General features: G+C 57.0%; 18 protein-coding genes. 6 read left to right on the top strand and 12 right to left on the bottom strand.

What is annotated here, in order from left to right; translation table 11 throughout:
- The first annotated feature begins 53 nt into the window (after nt 1-53).
- Entirely contained in the window at nt 54-2,141 is a 2,088-nt protein-coding gene (locus ACOTXF_RS09855; RefSeq protein WP_008503019.1) for a YccS/YhfK family putative transporter, read from the top strand.
- On the opposite strand, the gene argD is transcribed toward ACOTXF_RS09855, so the two are convergent.
- The 4 genes from argD to ppiA form a co-directional block, all read right to left on the bottom strand.
- Nucleotides 2,138-3,358, bottom strand: coding sequence for a bifunctional acetylornithine/succinyldiaminopimelate transaminase (gene argD / locus ACOTXF_RS09850; protein WP_181519025.1), 1,221 nt, complete (start codon nt 3,356-3,358; stop codon nt 2,138-2,140). The genes ACOTXF_RS09855 and argD overlap by 4 nt on opposite strands.
- An 85-nt stretch (nt 3,359-3,443) precedes the next feature.
- On the bottom strand, nt 3,444-4,007 hold the full coding sequence (gene pabA, locus ACOTXF_RS09845; protein WP_008503021.1) for an aminodeoxychorismate synthase component 2: 564 nt from the start codon (nt 4,005-4,007) through the stop codon (nt 3,444-3,446).
- Between the two features lie 30 nt (nt 4,008-4,037).
- Nucleotides 4,038-4,622 (bottom strand): putative adenosine monophosphate-protein transferase Fic, encoded by a 585-nt coding sequence (locus ACOTXF_RS09840; RefSeq protein WP_047745252.1) that lies wholly within the window; start codon nt 4,620-4,622, stop codon nt 4,038-4,040.
- 105 nt (nt 4,623-4,727) lie between these two features.
- Nucleotides 4,728-5,300 carry a peptidylprolyl isomerase A gene (gene ppiA, locus ACOTXF_RS09835; RefSeq protein ID WP_014885514.1) on the bottom strand — a complete coding sequence of 191 codons (573 nt, stop codon included), beginning with the start codon at nt 5,298-5,300 and terminating at the stop codon, nt 4,728-4,730.
- A gap of 278 nt (nt 5,301-5,578) precedes the next feature.
- Here ppiA and tsgA point away from each other — a divergent pair, with 278 nt between their 5' ends.
- Entirely contained in the window at nt 5,579-6,763 is a 1,185-nt protein-coding gene (tsgA, locus tag ACOTXF_RS09830; protein ID WP_047745250.1) for an MFS transporter TsgA, read from the top strand.
- 18 nt (nt 6,764-6,781) lie between these two features.
- Here tsgA and ACOTXF_RS09825 read toward each other — a convergent pair whose 3' ends face one another.
- The gene (locus ACOTXF_RS09825; RefSeq protein WP_039267219.1) at nt 6,782-8,083 is read right to left on the bottom strand and encodes a cytosine deaminase; all 1,302 of its coding nucleotides are present in this window, start codon (nt 8,081-8,083) and stop codon (nt 6,782-6,784) included.
- Between the two features lie 239 nt (nt 8,084-8,322).
- Here ACOTXF_RS09825 and nirB point away from each other — a divergent pair, with 239 nt between their 5' ends.
- The 4 genes from nirB (at nt 8,323) to ACOTXF_RS09805 (ending at nt 13,011) form a co-directional block, all read left to right on the top strand.
- Nucleotides 8,323-10,866 carry a nitrite reductase large subunit NirB gene (gene nirB, locus ACOTXF_RS09820; RefSeq protein ID WP_021242204.1) on the top strand — a complete coding sequence of 848 codons (2,544 nt, stop codon included), beginning with the start codon at nt 8,323-8,325 and terminating at the stop codon, nt 10,864-10,866.
- Entirely contained in the window at nt 10,863-11,189 is a 327-nt protein-coding gene (gene nirD / locus ACOTXF_RS09815; RefSeq protein ID WP_008503027.1) for a nitrite reductase small subunit NirD, read from the top strand. Before nirB ends, nirD begins: the two co-directional genes overlap by 4 nt.
- A 134-nt stretch (nt 11,190-11,323) precedes the next feature.
- Nucleotides 11,324-12,697: a siroheme synthase CysG gene (gene cysG / locus ACOTXF_RS09810; RefSeq protein ID WP_008503028.1), complete on the top strand. Its 1,374-nt coding sequence runs from the start codon at nt 11,324-11,326 to the stop codon at nt 12,695-12,697.
- A 143-nt stretch (nt 12,698-12,840) separates the two neighbouring features.
- Entirely contained in the window at nt 12,841-13,011 is a 171-nt protein-coding gene (locus ACOTXF_RS09805; protein WP_008503029.1) for a YhfL family protein, read from the top strand.
- Between the two features lie 143 nt (nt 13,012-13,154).
- On the opposite strand, the gene trpS is transcribed toward ACOTXF_RS09805, so the two are convergent.
- From trpS to aroK, 7 genes are all read right to left on the bottom strand, one after another.
- Nucleotides 13,155-14,159: a tryptophan--tRNA ligase gene (gene trpS, locus ACOTXF_RS09800; RefSeq protein ID WP_023298773.1), complete on the bottom strand. Its 1,005-nt coding sequence runs from the start codon at nt 14,157-14,159 to the stop codon at nt 13,155-13,157.
- Complete coding sequence (gph, locus tag ACOTXF_RS09795; RefSeq protein ID WP_232927080.1) at nt 14,152-14,913, bottom strand: phosphoglycolate phosphatase; 762 nt, start codon at nt 14,911-14,913, stop codon at nt 14,152-14,154. Before gph ends, trpS begins: the two co-directional genes overlap by 8 nt.
- Entirely contained in the window at nt 14,906-15,583 is a 678-nt protein-coding gene (gene rpe / locus ACOTXF_RS09790) for a ribulose-phosphate 3-epimerase (RefSeq protein WP_008503032.1), read from the bottom strand. The genes gph and rpe overlap by 8 nt, the downstream gene beginning before the upstream one ends.
- Before the next feature lie 41 nt (nt 15,584-15,624).
- Nucleotides 15,625-16,437, bottom strand: a complete 813-nt coding sequence (dam, locus tag ACOTXF_RS09785; RefSeq protein ID WP_008503033.1) for an adenine-specific DNA-methyltransferase — start codon at nt 16,435-16,437, stop codon at nt 15,625-15,627.
- A gap of 67 nt (nt 16,438-16,504) precedes the next feature.
- The gene (gene damX / locus ACOTXF_RS09780; protein WP_023294719.1) at nt 16,505-17,806 is read right to left on the bottom strand and encodes a cell division protein DamX; all 1,302 of its coding nucleotides are present in this window, start codon (nt 17,804-17,806) and stop codon (nt 16,505-16,507) included.
- 92 nt (nt 17,807-17,898) lie between these two features.
- On the bottom strand, nt 17,899-18,987 hold the full coding sequence (gene aroB / locus ACOTXF_RS09775; RefSeq protein WP_232927087.1) for a 3-dehydroquinate synthase: 1,089 nt from the start codon (nt 18,985-18,987) through the stop codon (nt 17,899-17,901).
- A gap of 57 nt (nt 18,988-19,044) precedes the next feature.
- Nucleotides 19,045-19,566, bottom strand: a complete 522-nt coding sequence (gene aroK / locus ACOTXF_RS09770) for a shikimate kinase AroK (RefSeq protein ID WP_003861630.1) — start codon at nt 19,564-19,566, stop codon at nt 19,045-19,047.
- Between the last annotated feature and the right edge of the window lie 168 nt (nt 19,567-19,734).

The following is a 19,734-nucleotide window of genomic DNA, read 5'->3' as shown; positions in this document are numbered from 1 at the left end:
GCTTAAACGGCGTGCCATCGCAAGGTGTCACGCCGTTTTTGTCTCTACTCCTCATGTGGCGCAGGCTGATCTATCACCCGGAAGTTAACTACGCACTGCGACAAACGCTGGTGTTGTGTCTACCCGTGGCCATCGGCCTGATCCTCGGACACCTTCAGCAAGGCCTGCTCTTTTCCCTCGTGCCCGCCTGCTGCAACATTGCTGGCCTGGACACACCGCATAAGCGCTTTTTCAAACGACTGATCGTGGGCGGCTGCCTGTTTGCTGGCTGTAGCCTTGCCGTACAGCTTTTACTGGCCCGGGATATCCCGCTGCCGCTGATCCTGACGGTGCTGGCGATGACGCTCGGCGTCACGGCGGAAATCAGCTCGCTGCACGCCCGCCTGCTTCCCGCCTCGCTGATTGCGGCCATCTTCACGCTGAGCCTCGCCGGGAATATGCCGGTGTGGGAGCCGCTACTGATCTACGCGCTGGGGACACTGTGGTACGGGCTGTTTAACTGGTTCTGGTTCTGGCTGTGGCGGGAACAGCCGCTGCGCGAATCCCTGAGCCTGCTCTATGTGCAGTTGGCGGAATACTGCGAAGCCAAATACACCCTGCTCACCCAGCATACCGATCCGGAAAAAGCCTTACCGCCGCTGCTGACGCGCCAGCAGAAGGTGGTGGATCTGATAAGCCAGTGCTATCAGCAGCTACATATGCTCGCCGCCAACAAGAACCACGAATACAAACGGCTGCTGCGCACCTTCCAGGTAGGCCTGGATCTGCAGGAGCATATCTCCGTTAGCCTGCACCACCCGCAGGAGGTGCAAAAGCTGGTTGAGCGCAGCCACGCCGAAGCGGTGATCCGCTGGAACGCGCAGACCGTCTCGGCACGCCTGCGCGTGCTGGCTGACGATATTCTCTACCACCGCTATCCCACGCGCTTTAACATGGAAAAACAGCTCGGTGCGCTGGAGAAAATCGCCCGTCAGCATCCGGATAACCCGGTCGGCCAGTTTGCCGCCTGGCACTTCAGCCGCATCGCCCGCGTGCTGCGCACCCAGCGCCCGCTTTATTCCCGCGACCTGATGGCGGATAAACAAAAACGGCTTCCCCTGTTGCCCGCGCTCAAAAGCTATCTGTCTCTCAAATCGTCCGCCCTGCGCAATGCCGCACGAATTAGCGTGATGCTCAGTATCGCCAGCCTGATGGGCATGGCGCTGCATCTGCCGAAGCCCTACTGGATCTTAATGACCGTGCTGTTCGTGACCCAGAACGGCTACGGCGCCACGCGGGTGCGTATTCTGCACCGGGCGGGCGGCACCATGGCCGGGCTGATCATTGCAGGCGTAACGCTGCACTTCCACGTGCCGGAAGGCTATACCCTGGCAGGCATGCTGGCGATCACGCTGGTGAGCTACCTGATTATCCGCAAAAATTACGGCTGGGCGATGGTGGGCTTTACGGTGACGGCGGTATACACCCTGCAGCTGCTTACGCTGAACGGCGAACAGTTTATTATCGCCAGGCTGATTGATACCCTGATCGGCTGCCTGATTGCCTTCGGCGGCATGGTCTGGCTGTGGCCACAGTGGCAGAGCGGGCTGCTCAGGCAGAACGCCCACGACGCGCTGGAGGCCGACCAGCAGGCCATTCGCCTCATCCTGAGCGACGACCCGCAGCCCTCCCCGCTGGCGTATCAACGCATGAAGGTCAACCAGGCGCACAACGCCCTGTTCAACTCGCTCAACCAGGCGATGCAGGAGCCGGGCTTTAACTCACATTATCTGGCCGATATGAAGCTGTGGGTAACGCACAGTCAGTTTATCGTTGAGCACATTAACGCCATGACGACGCTGGCGCGCGAGCACACGATGCTGACGCCGGATCTGGCGCAGCGCTACCTGCAGTCGTGTGAAATTGCGTTGCAGCGCTGCCAGCAGCGTCTGGAGTATGACTCACCGGGCGAGTCGGGGGATTTAAATATTCTGGAAGCGCCGGAGACGTTAACCCACGGGCCAATGAGCACCCTGGAGCAACACTTGCAGCGCGTGCTGGGGCATTTGAACACCATGCACACCATTTCGTCGGTGGCATGGCGTCAGCGTCCGCATCATGGGGTTTGGTTAACGCGAAGGTTGAAACGAACCGAATATTAGCCTTTAACAATCTTTGCAACCGCCGCGGCAAAGCGGGTTAAGCCGTCTTCGATGTCTTCGTCTTCCACCACCAGCGACGGCGCAAAGCGCATCACGTCCGGTCCGGCGTTGAGCACCATCACCCCTTCGCGAGCGGCGGCGTGCAGGAAGTCGCGCGCGCGGCCCTTGTACTGCGGCTTCAGCTCGGCGCCAATCAGCAGCCCCATCCCGCGGATCTCGCTGAACACGTCGTACTGCTCGTCAATCTGCTTCAGGTGCTTCACAAACAGCTCGCGCTTCGCGCTAACGCCGTTTAGCACCTCTGGCGTGTTGATGATGTCGAACGCGGCCCCCGCTACGGCGCTCGCCAGCGGGTTACCGCCGTAGGTAGAGCCATGAGAACCGACGTGGAACGCGGAGGCGATCTCCTGTGTCGTCAGAACCGCACTTACCGGGAAACCGCCGCCGAGCGCTTTCGCGCTGGTCAGAATATCCGGCGTCACGCCGTAGTGCATATAGGCAAACAGGTCCCCGGTACGCCCCATCCCGCACTGCACTTCATCAAACACCAGCAGCGCCTGATGCTCGTCGCACAGCGCGCGCAGCCCTTTCAGGAATTCCGGGGTTGCCGCGGTCACGCCGCCTTCCCCCTGAATAGGCTCGACCACCACCGCGCAGGTGTGGTCGTCCATCACCGCTTTCACCGCGTGCAGATCGTTAAACGGCACGTGGATGATGTCGGCCGGTTTCGGACCAAACCCGTCGGAATACTTCGGCTGGCCGCCAACGGAGACGGTAAAGAAGGAGCGCCCGTGGAAGGCATTGTGGAAGGCGATGATTTTGGTTTTGTACGGGCTGTGGCGCGTGGTCGCGTAGTAGCGCGCCAGCTTAAAGGCGGTTTCGTTGGCTTCGGTGCCGGAGTTCATAAACAGCACGCGCTCGGCAAACGTGGCATCAATGATCTTACGGCCCAGGCGCAGCGCCGGTTCGTTGGTGAACACGTTGCTGGTGTGCCACAGGGTTTCACCCTGGGTTTTCAGCGCCTCCACCAGCGCGGGATGGCAATGACCCAGCGCCGTGACCGCAATACCGCCCGCGAAATCCACATACTCCTTGCCCTGCTGATCCCAGACGCGGCTGCCTTTCCCCTTCACCGGGATAAATTCAGCCGGTGCATAAATCGGCAGAATCACTTCATCGAATGTCGCGCGGGTAATTGCTGGTTGTTCAGTTGCCATGTCATGCCCATCCATTTATGTCACATTGATTGTGAAAATATAATCACAAAATATGCATAAAAAATCATAGCAAGGCAACAGATATTCAGCGATGGAGGAAATTTGCCAGCAGCGCGTGCCCCTGCTCGCTGAGGATGCTTTCCGGATGGAACTGCACGCCTTCGAGATCCCATTCGCGATGTCGAATCCCCATGATCTCCTGCGTATCGCTCCAGGCGGTCACCTCAAAGCCGTCGGGCAGCGTCGACGGGTCAATCACCAGCGAATGGTAGCGCGTCACCGTTAACGGATTATTGAGCCCCGTGAACACTCCGGTGCCCGTGTGGGTGACCGGCGAGGTTTTACCGTGCATGACTTTGGCGGCGCGCACGATGGTGGCACCAAAGGCCTGGGCAATCGCCTGATGGCCCAGACAAACGCCGAGGATCGGCAGCTTGCCGGCATAGTGCTGGATAACCTCCAGCGAAATACCTGATTCCGACGGCGTGCAGGGGCCGGGTGAAATCACGATTTTCTGCGGAGCCAGCGTCTCGATATCGGCCAGGCCAATCTCGTCGTTACGACGGACAACCACCTCTGCACCCAGTTCGCAAAAATACTGGTAAAGGTTCCAGGTGAAGGAATCGTAGTTATCAATCAGCAGAATCATGGCGGCTCCCGAAAAAAATGCCGCCCTATTCTACTCAGATTCCCGCGCTTCGCTCACTACTTTGGCAAAGATCGCGTTTAGCGCGGTTAAATCCCCCGTTGCGCCGCTGCGGTTAGCGGACACCCACTCCTCGGGATCGATATCGCGCCAGTCCAGTGAATAGCCCGCATGGAGCGCCAGCTGCTCAAAGAAAACGCGCTGAGCAATACCGTTACCACTCGCAAAAGGATGCAGCATGTTGATTTCACAATAATAATGGCTAATTTTTTCAATGAACGCCGCTTTCTCAAGGCCAGCCAGATACTTTTCGCTTTCCAGTGCCGCCATCAGTTCATTACCCATCTTCTCGATGTATTCGAAATGGCAGAAGGGAATATCACCTTTGAAAATATCGTCGGTCCGGAACTCACCTGCCTGCTTCATCTCTCTGCGGTAGAGATGGCGGTGAATAAGGCACAGATGGGGTAACCCGGGCGCGGAAGGCCCAAGCGCCAGGCTCTCAATGTCGGGATCCGATGGACCATTACCTTTCTCAAGGAGACAACTGGCCTGAAAGTTGACGCTACGCTGCTGCTCCCAAAGACGGGATTTTTGCTTGTCGGTGAGTTTTTTCACTTAACGCCTCCCTGAATAGTCCGTTTGCCACAAGTATAAGCAGCAAAACGCGCTTTCGCAGGGAGGGGTCACAACACGGGCGAGCCTCGCCCGCGTCGAAGAACGTTACGGCAGAACTTTTGCGGAGAGGATCACGACAGGTTTGGACGGCACATTCTGATACGGACCGACGTCATGGGTAGGCACCTGAGAAATCTTATCGGCCACGTCCATCCCTTTCACGATTTTACCGAACACCGCATAGCCGAAGTCGCGCTGGCCGTGGTCGAGGAAGGCGTTATCCGCCACGTTGAGGAAGAACTGGCTGGTCGCGCTATCTTTGTCTGCGGTACGCGCCATAGAGATCGTGCCGCGTTTGTTCAGCAGGCCGTTGTCCGCTTCGTTTTTGATTGGCGGGTTCGGCTGTTTCTGCTGCATCTGCTCGTTGAAGCCGCCACCCTGAATCATGAAGCCCGGGATCACGCGGTGGAAGGTGGTGTTGTTATAGAAACCACTGTTCACATAGTCGAGGAAGTTTTTCACAGAAACCGGAGCTTTCTGGCTATTCAGTTCCAGCTCAATATTCCCGGCGGAGGTGGTCAGCAGAACGTGAGGGTCCCCTTTTGCTGCCAGCGCAGCAGGGGAAACGGCAGAAAGAGCAAACACAGCTGCGACAGCCGCCAGTGTTGATTTGAGCATGAGAATTCCTTAACAAAGCGCAGTATAAAAAGCGAATGGCTTGATTCTAAAGAGCAGTATGAACGTAGACCAGCCTTTTACCTAATTTTACGAAATTGAAACAATTATTACTGCGCAAACGATTGGTTAGACCGCCACTTAATGTGATTTAGATCACATTAAAACTTGCAATGACATAATCATTACCCTTAAAAGATAGGAATGGATCACTTTAGCGACTAAAATCTGCCCGCTCTCAGCGCCCCTTCGGCGCTTTTCTTTTTTTGAACAGGCCAGACATGACTAACAGCAATCGCATCAAGCTCACATGGATCAGCTTCTTCTCCTACGCCCTGACCGGCGCGTTGGTGATCGTCACCGGGATGGTGATGGGGAATATCGCAGACTACTTCCAGCTGCCCGTTTCCAGCATGAGCAACACCTTCACCTTCCTCAACGCAGGGATCCTGATCTCTATCTTCCTGAATGCCTGGCTGATGGAAATCGTGCCGCTGAAAACCCAGCTTCGCTTCGGCTTCGTGCTGATGGTCGCCGCCGTGGCGGGTCTGATGCTCAGCCACAGCATCGCCCTGTTCTCAGCCGCCATGTTCGTGCTCGGCCTGGTCAGCGGGATCACCATGTCGATCGGGACGTTCCTGATTACCCATATGTATGAAGGCCGCCAGCGCGGCGCGCGCCTGCTGTTTACCGACTCCTTCTTCAGCATGGCCGGAATGATCTTCCCGATGGTCGCTGCCGTTCTGCTGGCGCGCAGCATTGAGTGGTACTGGGTCTACGCCTGCATCGGTCTGGTCTACGTTGCTATTTTCATTCTGACCTTCGGCTGCGACTTCCCGGTTCTGGGTAAAAAAGCGCAAACCACGGCAGAGCCTATGGCGAAAGAGAAATGGGGTATCGGCGTGCTGTTCCTCTCCATCGCCGCCCTGTGCTACATCCTGGGCCAGCTGGGCTTTATCTCCTGGGTACCGGAATATGCCAAAGGTCTGGGCATGAGCCTGAACGATGCGGGTAAACTGGTGAGCGATTTCTGGATGTCCTACATGTTCGGCATGTGGGCGTTTAGCTTCATCCTGCGCTTCTTCGACCTGCAGCGCATTCTGACCGTGCTGGCGGGCCTGGCGACCGTGCTGATGTATCTGTTCATCAACGGTTCCCCGGAGCATATGCCGTGGTTCATTCTGACCCTGGGCTTCTTCTCCAGCGCCATTTATACCTTGATCATCACCCTGGGCTCCCTGCAGACCAAAGTGGCCTCGCCGAAGCTGGTTAACTTCGTTCTGACCTGCGGCACCATCGGCACCATGCTGACCTTCGTGGTGACGGGCCCGATCGTTGCCCACAGCGGCCCGCTGGCCGCGCTGCACACCGCGAACGGTCTGTACGCCGTGGTGTTCATCATGTGCTTCATCCTGGGCTTTGTGACCCGCCACCGCCAGCACAACGCGACAGCGGCATCGCACTAAACCCTGCGCCCCTTTGCATTACGCAGAGGGGCTGTTTCTGGCGAAACTGACCTCTTCTCCTCCGGTATCCATTTGGATCCAGGTCTGCGCCAGCTGCGTAGTGGCAATAATCCGCCCCTGACGAATCGACCAACGCACCGGCACCTGACAGCGCACCGCTTCAAACCCGCTCTCCGCAGGCAGGATAATCAGGTTTGCCGGATTTCCCGTTTCAATACCGTAATCGCTCAGGCCAAAGGTGCGGGCGCTGTTATGGGTAATCAGGTTCAGGCCGCTGTCGATTTGCGGATAGCCCATCATCTGGCAGACATGTAGCCCCATATGCAGCACCTGCAGCATATTGCCGGTGCCGAGCGGGTACCACGGGTCGAAGACGTCGTCATGACCAAAGCAGACGTTAATACCTGCCTCCTGCAGCTCTTTCACCCGGGTTATACCGCGACGCTTCGGATAGTCATCAAAGCGCCCCTGCAGGTGGATGTTGACCAGCGGGTTCGCAACGAAGTTAATCCCCGACATCTTCAGCAGACGGAAAAGCCGCGAGGTGTAAGCGCCGTTGTAGGCGTGCATGGCGGTGGTGTGGCTGGCCGTCACGCGCGGGCCGATGCCGGCCTCATACGCCAGCGTGGCCACCGTCTCGACAAACCGCGACTGTTCGTCGTCAATTTCATCGCAGTGGATATCCAGCGGGCGGTCATACTTCTTCGCCAGCTCAAAAGCGATGTGCAGCGACTGGACGCCGTACTCACGGGTGAACTCAAAATGTGGGATCGCCCCCACCACGTCGGCCCCCAGTTTTAACGCCTCTTCCAGCAGCGCCGCGCCGTTCGGGTAAGAGAGAATACCTTCCTGCGGAAACGCGACGATTTGCAGCGTTACCCACGGGGCCACCTCCTGCTTCACCTCCAGCATCGCCTTCAGGGCGGTAAGCGTTGGGTCAGAGACATCCACATGGGTGCGGACAAACTGAATGCCGTTAGCGATTTGCCACTTCAGCGTTTTCCAGGCGCGTGCTTTCACATCCTCGTGGCTGAGCAGCGCTTTGCGCTCCGCCCAGCGTTCAATGCCTTCGAACAGCGTGCCGGACTGGTTCCAGTTCGGCTCACCCGCCGTCTGGGTGGTATCAAGATGAATATGCGGCTCGATGAACGGCGGGAGAGCAAGCCCACCGCGCGCGTTCAGTACCTCATAACTTTCGGCGTGGGTGTCGTCCATGGGGGTGATGTCACCAAATCGCCCGTTCTCGATGGCAAGTTGCCACAGCCCATCCCGACCCGGTAAACGCACATTCTGAACAAGCCATAACGGTGATGTAGACATACCTTTCCCCTCATAAACGCAGCTGATATTCAGGCGTATCGATTTTTGCAAAACCGCCCCTGATTTGTACACAAATTCAACGAACACGAAAAGCCTGCGATTTCCGCCACTTATAAAAATCCTGACAAATCAGTCATATACCACCTAAGGAGTAGGCGAAGGCGTATTTGATTTGCATCAATAAGCGCCCCTGCTGAATCGTTAAGGTAGGCAATAATAGAAAAGAAATCGAGGCAATAATGAGCAAAGTCAGACTCGCTATCATCGGTAACGGCATGGTCGGCCACCGCTTTATTGAGGATCTTCTCGATAAAGCCGATGCTGAGCAGTTCGATATTACCGTGTTCTGTGAAGAACCCCGCAAGGCATACGACCGTGTGCACCTGTCTTCCTACTTCTCCCATCATACCGCCGAAGAGCTCTCTCTGGTGCGAGAAGGTTTCTACGAGAAGCATGGCGTAAAAGTGCTGGTGGGCGAACGCGCTATCACCATCAACCGTCAGGAAAAAGTGATCCACTCCAGCGCCGGCCGTACGGTTTTTTACGACAAGCTGATCATGGCGACGGGCTCGTATCCGTGGATCCCACCCATTAAAGGCTCGGAGACTCAGGATTGCTTCGTTTATCGCACGATTGAGGACCTCAACGCCATCGAATCCTGTGCGCGTCGAAGCAAACGCGGCGCGGTTGTCGGCGGCGGCCTGCTGGGTCTGGAAGCGGCAGGCGCGCTGAAAAACCTCGGCGTTGAAACCCACGTCATCGAATTTGCGCCGATGCTGATGGCCGAACAGCTCGACCACATGGGTGGCGATCAGCTGCGCCGTAAGATCGAAAGCATGGGCGTGAAAGTTCACACCAGCAAAAACACCAAAGAGATCGTTCAGGAAGGGACTGAAGCACGCAAAACCATGCGCTTTGCCGACGGCAGCGAGCTGGAAGTGGACTTCATCGTCTTCTCCACCGGCATCCGCCCGCGCGACAAGCTGGCAACGCAGTGCGGCCTGGCCGTCGCGCAGCGCGGTGGGATCATGATTAACGACACCTGCCAGACCTCCGACCCGGATATTTACGCCATCGGCGAATGCGCCAGCTGGAACAACCGCGTATTCGGCCTGGTCGCGCCCGGGTACAAAATGGCGCAGGTCGCCGTGGATCATATCCTGGGCAGCGAAAACGCCTTCACCGGCGCAGACATGAGCGCCAAGCTGAAGCTGCTGGGCGTGGACGTAGGCGGTATTGGCGATGCGCATGGCCGCACGCCCGGCGCGCGCAGCTATGTCTATCTCGACGAAAGCAAAGAAGTCTACAAACGTCTCATCGTCAGCCAGGACAACAAAACCCTGCTCGGCGCGGTACTGGTGGGCGACACCAGCGACTTCGGCAACCTGCTCCAGCTGGTGCTGAACGCCATCGAGCTGCCGGAAAACCCGGACGCGCTGATCCTCCCGGCGCACGCCTCCAGCGGCAAGCCGTCCATCGGCGTGGATAAACTGCCGGACAGCGCGCAGATTTGCTCCTGCTTCGACGTCACCAAAGGCATGCTGATCTCCGCGATCAACAAAGGGTGCCACACCGTTGCGGCGCTGAAAGCGGAAACCAAAGCCGGTACCGGCTGCGGCGGCTGTATTCCGCTGGTCACCCAAGTGCTGAACGCCGAGCTGGCGAAACAGGGCATCGAAGTGAACAACAACCTGTGCGAGCACTTCGCTTACTCTCGCCAGGAGCTGTACCATCTGATCCGCGTGGAAGGCATCAAGTCCTTCGACGAACTGCTGGCGAAACACGGCCAGGGCTACGGCTGTGAAGTGTGTAAACCGACCGTCGGCTCCCTGCTGGCGTCCTGCTGGAATGAGTACGTGCTCAAACCAGAACATACGCCGCTGCAGGACACCAACGACAACTTCCTGGCGAACATTCAGAAAGACGGTACTTACTCCGTCATTCCGCGTTCCGCCGGTGGTGAAATTACGCCGGAAGGGCTGGTCGCGGTGGGCCGTATCGCACGTGAATTTAACCTCTACACCAAAATTACCGGCTCCCAGCGTATCGGCCTGTTTGGCGCGCAGAAGGACGACCTGCCGGAAATCTGGCGTCAGCTGATTGAAGCGGGCTTCGAAACCGGCCACGCGTACGCCAAAGCGCTGCGCATGGCAAAAACCTGCGTGGGCAGCACCTGGTGCCGCTACGGCGTCGGCGACAGCGTGGGCTTCGGCGTTGAGCTGGAAAACCGCTACAAAGGCATCCGTACCCCGCACAAAATGAAGTTCGGCGTCTCCGGCTGTACCCGCGAATGTGCGGAAGCGCAGGGTAAAGACGTGGGTATTATTGCCACCGAAAAAGGCTGGAACCTGTATGTGTGCGGCAACGGCGGGATGAAACCGCGCCATGCGGACCTGCTGGCGGCGGATCTCGATCGCGACACGCTGATTCAGTATCTCGACCGCTTCATGATGTTCTACATCCGTACCGCCGATAAGCTGACCCGTACCGCCTCCTGGCTCGATAACCTCGAGGGCGGCATCGACTACCTGAAATCGGTCATTATCGACGACAAGCTGGGCCTGAACGAACATCTGGAAGCGGAGATGGCGCGCCTGCGCGAGGCGGTGATCTGCGAGTGGACGGAAACCGTCAACACCCCGGCGGCGCAGACGCGCTTCAAACACTTTATCAACAGCACCCAGCGCGACCCGAACGTACAGGTTGTGCCGGAGCGCGAACAGCATCGTCCGGCGACGCCGTATGAACGTATTCCGGTCACGCTGGTGGAGGAAAACGCATGAGCCAGTGGGTAAACATCTGCAATATTAACGACATTCTCCCCGCCACCGGCGTCTGTGCGCTGCTGGGCAACGAGCAGGTGGCGATTTTCCGCCCTCGCCACGATGAACAGGTCTTTGCCATCAGCAATATCGACCCGTTCTTTGAGGCCAGCGTGCTCTCCCGCGGACTGATTGCCGAGCACCAGGGTGAACTGTGGGTCGCCAGCCCGTTGAAAAAGCAGCGTTTCCGCTTAACCGACGGACTCTGCATGGAAGATGAAAGCTTCTCGGTCAAACACTACGACGTCCGTGTGAAGGACGGCGAGGTGCAGCTGAAAGCGTAACCCCTCGCCTTTTCAATAGGAAAGGCTTATGACCCCTTATGGGTAACGGCAGGAAAAACCTTATGTTCTGTACGATTCCTGCTGTTATCCTGACGTCAATTCTTCCCCCGCCATGAATGCTGTGAGGTAACGTCGTGGATCACCTGCCGATTTTTTGTCAATTACGCAACCGCGACTGCCTGCTCGTGGGCGGCGGCGACGTGGCCGAGCGCAAAGCGCGCCTGCTGTTAGAGGCTGGCGCCCGCCTGACCGTGAATGCCCTGTCCTTCGCCCCCCAGTTTGAGGTTTGGGCCCAGGAAGGGATGCTTACGCTGGAACAGGGCGCGTTTAATGAATCCCTGCTGGACACCTGCTGGCTGACCATTGCCGCGACGGATGACGATGAAGTGAACCAGCGCGTGAGCGACGCCTGCGAAGCGCGCCGTATCTTCTGCAACGTGGTGGATGCGCCGAAAGAGGCCAGCTTTATCATGCCGTCGATTATCGACCGCTCGCCGCTGATGATTGCGGTATCGTCCGGGGGACGTTCGCCGGTTCTCGCGCGTCTGCTGCGGGAAAAACTGGAAGCCCTGTTGCCTCAACACCTTGGCCAGATTGCGCATTATGCCGGTCAGCTGCGTTCACGCGTGAAGCAAACCTTCGCGACCGTGGGCGAGCGCCGTCGCTTCTGGGAAAAATTCTTTGTGAACGACAGGCTGGCGCAGTCGCTGGCGAATCAGGACACCAAAGCCGTTGAAGAGACGACTGAGCAGTTGCTAAGCGAACCGCTGGACCATCGCGGCGAAGTGGTGCTGGTGGGCGCAGGCCCCGGAGATGCGGGTTTGCTGACGCTGAAAGGGCTACAGCAGATCCAGCAGGCGGATATCGTGGTGTACGACCGTCTGGTCTCCGATGACATCATGAATCTGGTGCGCCGCGACGCCGACCGCGTCTTCGTGGGCAAGCGCGCGGGCTACCACTGCGTGCCGCAGGAGGAGATTAACCAGATCCTGCTGCGCGAAGCGCAAAAGGGAAAACGGGTGGTGCGCCTGAAGGGGGGCGATCCGTTTATCTTTGGACGCGGCGGTGAAGAGCTGGAAACCCTGTGCGATGCGGGTATTCCGTTCTCCGTGGTGCCCGGCATTACGGCGGCGTCCGGCTGTTCAGCGTACTCTGGCATTCCGCTGACCCATCGCGACTACGCTCAGAGCGTGCGTCTGGTGACGGGCCATCTGAAGACCGGCAGCGAGCTGGACTGGCATAACCTGGCCGCCGAAAAGCAGACGCTGGTGTTCTACATGGGGCTCAATCAGGCCGCCACGATTCAGGCGAAGCTGCTGGAGCACGGTATGAATGCGGATATGCCCGTCGCGCTGGTCGAAAACGGCACCGCCATTACGCAGCGCGTGGTGGATGGCGTGCTGACGCAGTTAGGCGAGCTGGCGCAGCAGGTCGAAAGCCCGGCGCTGATTGTGGTGGGCCGCGTGGTTGAACTGCGCGACAGGCTGAACTGGTTCTCGAATCACTAACGCATATTCTCCCTTCCTGGAGTAGTCCTTAAGCGGACTACTCCCCTCTTACCGCTACCGATAACATACCGCCCCGAAGTGGAACTTTTCCCTTTATTCCCTTGAGTTACATCCAATTTTCGTTTTAAAGACAAGGAATGCGTATGTTCAAACTGGCAAAGGCAGCCGTTCTGGTTGGCCTGTTATCGACTCTGACGGCCTGCACCGGTCACGTACAGAACACCAAAAATAACTGCAGCTACGATTACCTGCTGCACCCGGCGATCTCCATTTCGAAGATCATCGGTGGTTGCGGCCCGGCGGCACAGCAGTAAGCGTTTTACAGGCATAAAAAAACCGGGATGTCCCGGTTTTTTTGTTGATGCGGAGCGTTTTTTTGTCGGGTGGCGCTGACGCTTACCCGACCTACACGGTCCCGTAGGCCGGGTAAGGCGAAGCCGCCACCCGGCACAGCGGCTTAGGGTTTCGCCACAAACCCAATCGCTTCATACACCGCTTTCAGGGTTTCGGACGCGCGCGCGCTGGCTTTTTCCGCCCCCTCTTTCATCACTTTCTGCAGGAACGCTTCGTCGTTACGGTAGCGGTGATAACGCTCCTGCAGCTCGGTCAGCATGCCGGAAACGGCATCTGCCACTTCGCCTTTCAGGTGGCCGTACATCTTGCCTTCGAAGTGTTTTTCCAGCTCAGGGATGCTCTGGCCGGTGACGCCCGAGAGGATATCCAGCAGGTTGGAGACGCCCGCTTTGTTCTGCACGTCGTAGCGCACAACAGGCGGCTCGTCGGAGTCGGTCACGGCACGCTTGAGTTTTTTCACCACCGATTTCGGATCTTCCAGCAGGCCGATAACGTTGTTGCGGTTATCGTCAGACTTGGACATCTTCTTGGTCGGCTCCAGCAGCGACATTACGCGTGCGCCGGACTTCGGAATAAACGGCTCTGGTACTTTAAACACATCGCCGTAGAGCGCGTTGAAGCGCTGGGCGATATCGCGGCTCAGCTCCAGGTGCTGCTTCTGGTCTTCGCCGACAGGTACCTGGTTTGTCTGGTACAGCAGGATGTCTGCCGCCATCAGTACCGGATAGTCAAACAGGCCAGCGTTGATGTTTTCAGAGTAGCGCGCGGATTTATCCTTGAACTGCGTCATGCGGCTCAGCTCGCCGAAATAGGTGTAGCAGTTCAGCGCCCAGCCCAGCTGCGCGTGCTCCGGCACGTGAGACTGAACGAAGATGGTGCTCTTCTCCGGATCGATGCCGCAGGCCAGATACAGCGCCAGGGTGTCCAGCGTGGCTTTGCGCAGCTTCTCAGGATCCTGACGGGCGGTAATCGCATGGAGATCGACGATGCAGTAAATGCAATGGTAGTCATCCTGCATGCTGACCCACTGACGTAACGCGCCCATGTAGTTACCAATGGTCAATTCACCTGAAGGCTGTGCGCCACTAAAAACGATGGGCTTAGTCATTGTTCAATTCCTGATGTTCACTGTGCGAAAGCCCGAGTGCGGGCAACAAATCTTTGAAGTGGTCGAAAACGACGTCCGGCTCACTCAGCGTAATGGCCTCACCGTAGTTGTAGCCATAGGTTAACCCCACGGAAGGACACCCGGCCGCGCGGGCAGCCAGAATATCATTGCGGGAATCGCCGACAAAGAGCAGCTCCGCAGGCGTTAAGGATAATTTTCCTGCCACCAGCAGCAGCGGTTCCGGATGGGGCTTTTTGTTCTGCACGTCGTCGCCGCCCACAATCACGGAGAAATACTTCGCGATATTGAGCGCTTCCAGCAGCGGTGCGACAAACGGCGTGGGTTTGTTGGTCACCAGACCCAGCGGGATGCCCTTCGCGTGCAGCGCGCTCAGCGTTTCCTGAACGTCCGGGAACAGGAAGCTGCCCTCCTCGACGGTCTCTTCATAGAAACGATCGAACAGTTTGCGCAGAATACGCAGCTGCTCTTCCTGCGGGATATCCGCGTGATCGACGCTCGGTTTCCCCTGGGCGGAACGCTGCGACGCACGCTCCTGACGCGCCCACGTCAACGCGCGCCCCATCAGAACATCGGCGCCGTTGCCAATCCACGTGACGACGCGCTCTTCACCCGCAACGGGGAGTTCAAGTGCATACAGCGCCTGGTCGACGGCGCTCGTTAAGCCCGGCGCGCTGTCAACCAGCGTGCCGTCGAGGTCGAATGCCACACCCCGAATAGCCTGTAATTTATCCATGACTTACCTTCGCCAGCTCGCGGCGCATTTCATCGATGACTTTTTTGTAATCCGGTTGGTCGAAAATGGCAGAACCAGCAACGAACATATCCGCGCCTGCCGCCGCAATTTCACCAATGTTATTCACTTTCACGCCGCCGTCTACTTCCAGACGAATGTCGTAGCCTGACTCATCGATACGACGGCGGACTTCACGCAGCTTATCCAGCGTGTGAGGAATGAATGACTGGCCGCCAAAACCGGGGTTAACGGACATCAGCAGGATCACGTCCAGCTTGTCCATGACATAGTCGAGATAGCTCAGCGGCGTGGCCGGGTTAAACACCAGACCCGCTTTACAGCCGTTCTCTTTGATCAGCTGCAGCGTGCGATCCACATGTTCAGAGGCTTCCGGATGGAAGGTGATGATGCTGGCACCCGCCGCGGCGAAGTCAGGCACGATGCGATCAACCGGTTTCACCATCAGGTGAACGTCGATCGGGGCGGTAATGCCATAGTTACGCAGCGCCTTGAGCACCATCGGACCGATGGTCAGGTTAGGAACGTAGTGGTTATCCATCACGTCGAAATGGACGACATCCGCGCCAGCCGCCAGTGCGTTGGCGGTATCTTCACCCAGGCGGGCAAAATCGGCCGACAGAATTGAGGGAGCAATCAAAAACTGTTTCATCCGCTTCTCCTTGAAATGTGTTTACCGGCGGGCAAAACGGCTCAGGGGCGATAAAGAGCCAGGAGTTCGTCCACCTTTTTACGTGTGCCGCCGTTGCTGCTAATGCTACGCCGCACCTTTACCTGAAAATGCTTCGCGGCTTTGTACCATTCGCGCGTATCAGGCGTGTCGTGATTCGAAATTAACACCGGAATTCTTTTGCTGACCAGCTTTTCCGCCATCTCCGCCAGACGCGCCTGCTCGGCAGGGCTGAAGCTGTTGGTGTGGTAGGCGGTGAAGTTCGCCGTCGCAGACAGCGGCGCGTATGGGGGGTCACAGTAAACCACCGAATTGACGCCTGCCAGTTCCATACACTCTTCATAGGAGAGGCAATGAAACTCCGCGTTCTGCGCTTTTTCAGCAAAGTGATAAAGCTCGTCCTGTGGGAAATACGGGCGCTTGTAGCGACCAAACGGCACGTTAAATTCCCCGCGCAGGTTATACCGGCACAGGCCGTTGTAACCATGCCGGTTGAGATAGAGGAACAGCAGGGCTCTGCGGAACGGATCCTGGCTTTGGTTAAACTCCGCGCGGAACTGGTAGTAAACGTCCGGGTTATTGTTCTCGGGGGTAAACAGTTTGCGCGCCTCGGCGACATACTCATCGGTACGCAGCTTAACGATGTTATAGAGGCTGATAAGGTCGCTGTTGATATCCGCCAGGATATAACGAGAAAAATCGGTGTTGAGGAACACCGATCCCGCACCCACGAAAGGTTCGATAAGACACTCGCCTTCAGGCAGGTGCTTTTTAATATCATCGAGCAGGGGGTATTTCCCCCCTGCCCATTTCAGAAAAGCGCGATTTTTTTTCATGCTGACTAACTGATTACACCTTCTCCGGCTGTGGAGAAAGCTCCGACAGCATCCTGCGCTTTAAACATTACTTCAGATCGGCCTGAACCTGATGAATCGGCTTCGCCCATGGGTTCTTCGCCTGAACGTCAGCTGGCAGCGCCGCTACGGCACGTTTTGCTTCATCTTTTGACGAATAAACACCACTCACCAGCACATACCACGGCTGACCGTTACGGGTCGTCTGATAAACAACATAGTTTTTCAGATTTGATTTCTTCGCCCAGCTGTTGAGGTTGTCGTAGTTAGACGAACTGCTCAGCTGCAGCGTGTAGTTGCTGGAAGGCGCAGACTTCAGCGAACCGACGTTACCTGCCGTTTTACCTGCCGCGCTGCTGGATGCGGTTGCCGTCGCGGCTGGTGCCGCTGTGGCAGCCGGTGCCGTGGTGGTCGCCGTGGCTTTCGGCGCAGTCTGCGTGACGGGCGCTTTAGCAGGCTCGCTCACCGCAGCCGTTTCCGTGCGTTTCGGCTGGGCCGGTACGGCTTTCACTTCAGGCGCTTTTACCACTGCCTGAGGTTTGGTTTCACGCTTAGGCTCAATCACTGCCTGCTTACGCTCAGGACGTGTTGTAGTCTGCGTCTGGTGCGGTTTGGTTTCCGTCGCGGCCGTTTGCGGCTGAGCGTTACCGCCGCGAATCGGGGCAACGGTTGCAGGTTCAGTTGGCAGCGTAGAGTTAACCACGACGTTATCAACCTGCTGCTGGTTCTGCGGCTGCGTCAGCGCATTGTTCAGGTCTCCCTGAACTTCCACACGCTGCTGACCTTCTGGCGCAACAGGTGCCTGACCCTGAGCTGGGGTTGAAGAAACGGGCGGCAGAGAAACATCCTGCGGCGCTGTGGTGTTACCGGCGGTCTGCTCTGCGGAAGTAGCACCCGGCGCTGGCTGTGCGCCATTCGCCTGATTGGACGCATCGTTACCGGAAAGGTTGATGCTCTTCTCAGCGGAAGCCGTTTGCTCGGTTGAGTTCGTTGACGGTGCTTTAAGCGCGGAGCCAATGCCGACAATCAGCAGCACAAGCACCAGAACGCCAAGGCCCATCATAATGTACTGGCGGGACGCCGGTTTTGGCGCAGCGGCTTTTTTACGTTTACGCGGGCGACGCTCTACAGGCTGTTCGTCCATTGAATCTTCTTCGGACTCATAATCCTCTTCTGCTCGCTCTTCGTGCGCGTTGCGGCTGCGCGAAGGACGACGATCGTCTGCATCCAGATCAACATCGTCAAAGTTGATCTGCGGCTCGTTATCACGTTCTGAAGATTGACGAGAACGACCAGTACGACGATCGCTGGGATCGGGTTTCAGCTCGTCTTCTGGTTTGAATTCATCCATTTAACACCCCACTCAAAGGCTTATGCCAACGACTTTGCATTTCACCTGAAGCTAAACGACCACCTGCGACAGTGGCCTGACCTTTCTAGTTGTTACGCCTGCTGACAGTCAGCGATAGCGCCAAGAACGACATCGTGCGGCACTCCGCCGCGCACTTCACTCTTCCCTATTGCAAGCGGGAGTACAAGACGCATCTCACCTGCCAATACTTTTTTATCGCGCATCATGTGGGGTAAATACGCTTGCGCCGACATCTCCTGCGGCCCGGTCACCGGCAAACCTGCACGCTCAAGCAGCGCAATGATACGTGCCGTCTCTTCCGGTTTGAACTGTCCGAGACGTTCAGAGGTGCGGGCAGCCATCACCATGCCGGCCGCGACGGCTTCACCGTGCAGCCAGTTGCCGTAACCCATTTCGGCTTCAATCGCGTGACCAAACGTATGCCCAAGATTCAGTAAAGCACGTAAGCCCGTTTCACGCTCGTCTGCGGCAACAACTTCTGCTTTCAGCTCACAGCAACGACGAATGCAGTATGCCAGTTTTGCCTCATCGAGGCCCAGCAGCGCATCCATATTCTCTTCAAGCCAGCTAAAGAACTCGCCGTCCAGAATAATGCCGTATTTGATCACTTCCGCCATACCCGAAGCCAGCTCGCGCTTCGGCAGGGTTTTCAGACAGTCGAGATCCACCACCACCGATGCGGGCTGGTAGAACGCGCCAATCATGTTTTTGCCGAGCGGATGGTTCACTGCCGTTTTGCCACCCACAGAGGAGTCGACCTGGGACAGCAGCGTGGTAGGGATTTGAATAAAGCGGACACCACGCTGATAGCTTGCGGCCGCAAAGCCGGTCAGATCGCCCACAACACCGCCGCCCAGGGCAAGCAGTGTTGTATCGCGACCATGCGTTTTTTGCAGCAATGCGGTAAAGACGGTATCCAGTACCGTCAGGCTTTTATACTGCTCGCCATCGGGGAGAATCACACTGTCGACTTTTACGCCCGCCTGCTCAAGCAGGTGGCGTACGCGGTCGAGATAAAGCGGAGCCAGCGTCTCGTTGGTGACCAGCATCGCCTGATCACCCGCTTTCAGTGGTAAAAAGGAAGCTGGGTCGTTAAACAAACCAGCCGCGATGGTGATAGGGTAACTACGTTCCCCGAGAGTAACTGTAATCCTCTCCATGACGCGACATCCACCTTTAATGCTTTTACCCGCAGGCGAGTGTATATAAAGCCAGAATCAGTTGCTTTCCAGCATATGAATAATCTGGTTTGCAACCACTTTAGCGCTCTGGTCGTCGGTACGAATGGTCACATCGGCAATCTCTTCATACAGCGGATTGCGTTCATCGGCCAACGCTTCCAGAACTTCGCGTGGTGGCGTTTCAACCTGCAGCAGCGGGCGCTTTTTATCGCGCTGCGTACGTGCCAGCTGTTTCTCAATGGTCGTCTCAAGATAGACCACTACGCCACGGGCGGAGAGACGGTTGCGGGTTTCGCGAGATTTCACAGAGCCGCCGCCTGTTGCCAGAACGATGCCCTGTTTTTCCGTGAGTTCGTTGATCACTTTTTCTTCTCGGTCACGGAAACCTTCTTCGCCTTCTACGTCGAAAACCCAGCCCACATCAGCTCCGGTTCGTTTCTCAATCTCTTGATCAGAATCGTAAAATTCCATATTGAGTTGTTGAGCTAACTGACGCCCAATAGTGCTTTTGCCGGCACCCATAGGCCCAACCAGAAAGATATTGCGTTTCTCTGCCATTTTATCGGTACTACTAAGACTATTCGTTAATGGTAATCCCCGCTTCGCAGACACCCGGCGTAGCAGGACATGAACTGAAACCTCATATGCAATAGAGCGAGAGTCAGACTAAAAATTATCTCAATACTCCGGCTTGTTTGGCAACTGATTAAATCACCGCGCCGGGCG

The sequence above is a fragment of the Enterobacter cloacae complex sp. IR53041 genome (assembly GCF_049238285.1).
GTDB lineage: Bacteria > Pseudomonadota > Gammaproteobacteria > Enterobacterales > Enterobacteriaceae > Enterobacter > Enterobacter roggenkampii.
This window is presented reverse-complemented; position numbering and strand designations above follow the sequence as displayed.

Coding starts and splice junctions, on each gene's coding strand:
- tsgA (WP_047745250.1), top strand. CDS start 5,579: ATGACTAACAGCAATCGCATCAAGCTCACATGGATCAGCTTCTTCTCC.
- gph (WP_232927080.1), bottom strand. CDS start 14,913: ATGGATAAATTACAGGCTATTCGGGGTGTGGCATTCGACCTCGACGGC.
- ACOTXF_RS09805 (WP_008503029.1), top strand. CDS start 12,841: ATGTTCAAACTGGCAAAGGCAGCCGTTCTGGTTGGCCTGTTATCGACT.
- rpe (WP_008503032.1), bottom strand. CDS start 15,583: ATGAAACAGTTTTTGATTGCTCCCTCAATTCTGTCGGCCGATTTTGCC.
- damX (WP_023294719.1), bottom strand. CDS start 17,806: ATGGATGAATTCAAACCAGAAGACGAGCTGAAACCCGATCCCAGCGAT.
- dam (WP_008503033.1), bottom strand. CDS start 16,437: ATGAAAAAAAATCGCGCTTTTCTGAAATGGGCAGGGGGGAAATACCCC.
- ACOTXF_RS09825 (WP_039267219.1), bottom strand. CDS start 8,083: ATGTCTACATCACCGTTATGGCTTGTTCAGAATGTGCGTTTACCGGGT.
- aroB (WP_232927087.1), bottom strand. CDS start 18,987: ATGGAGAGGATTACAGTTACTCTCGGGGAACGTAGTTACCCTATCACC.
- argD (WP_181519025.1), bottom strand. CDS start 3,358: ATGGCAACTGAACAACCAGCAATTACCCGCGCGACATTCGATGAAGTG.
- nirB (WP_021242204.1), top strand. CDS start 8,323: ATGAGCAAAGTCAGACTCGCTATCATCGGTAACGGCATGGTCGGCCAC.
- pabA (WP_008503021.1), bottom strand. CDS start 4,007: ATGATTCTGCTGATTGATAACTACGATTCCTTCACCTGGAACCTTTAC.
- ACOTXF_RS09855 (WP_008503019.1), top strand. CDS start 54: ATGTGGCGCAGGCTGATCTATCACCCGGAAGTTAACTACGCACTGCGA.
- nirD (WP_008503027.1), top strand. CDS start 10,863: ATGAGCCAGTGGGTAAACATCTGCAATATTAACGACATTCTCCCCGCC.
- trpS (WP_023298773.1), bottom strand. CDS start 14,159: ATGACTAAGCCCATCGTTTTTAGTGGCGCACAGCCTTCAGGTGAATTG.
- aroK (WP_003861630.1), bottom strand. CDS start 19,566: ATGGCAGAGAAACGCAATATCTTTCTGGTTGGGCCTATGGGTGCCGGC.
- ppiA (WP_014885514.1), bottom strand. CDS start 5,300: ATGCTCAAATCAACACTGGCGGCTGTCGCAGCTGTGTTTGCTCTTTCT.